The 255-nt window shown below is 33.3% G+C and carries 1 protein-coding gene; it reads right to left on the bottom strand.

Annotated elements, in window-relative coordinates:
- On the bottom strand, positions 1 to 255 hold a 255-nt coding region (locus tag SB754_RS21465), incomplete at both ends, for a hypothetical protein (protein WP_410784349.1).

Below are 255 nucleotides of genomic sequence, written 5' to 3'. Positions count from 1 at the left end.
CTACAGTCCATGCAGCAGTATTGCAAAGATTAGAATGATACTCTTTAAAGGCATTCCAGCCATCATAAGAATAACTTGAATTCGAATCTATTGTCGAGTAAATCGCATCTAATTTTTCAATTGCACTTCCTCCTCCCAAATTAGCGTCAAAATAAGCATTGAATTCTCTTAAGTATGTTGTGTTCGAAGTGTCTTTATCTTCAACTTGTGCCAAATAATCAAAATAATTTCTGTAAGCTTCAAAATTACCTTTAC

The sequence above is a fragment of the Leifsonia sp. SIMBA_070 genome (assembly GCF_046534635.1).
In the GTDB taxonomy this organism is placed as follows: domain Bacteria; phylum Actinomycetota; class Actinomycetes; order Actinomycetales; family Microbacteriaceae; genus Leifsonia.
This window is presented reverse-complemented; position numbering and strand designations above follow the sequence as displayed.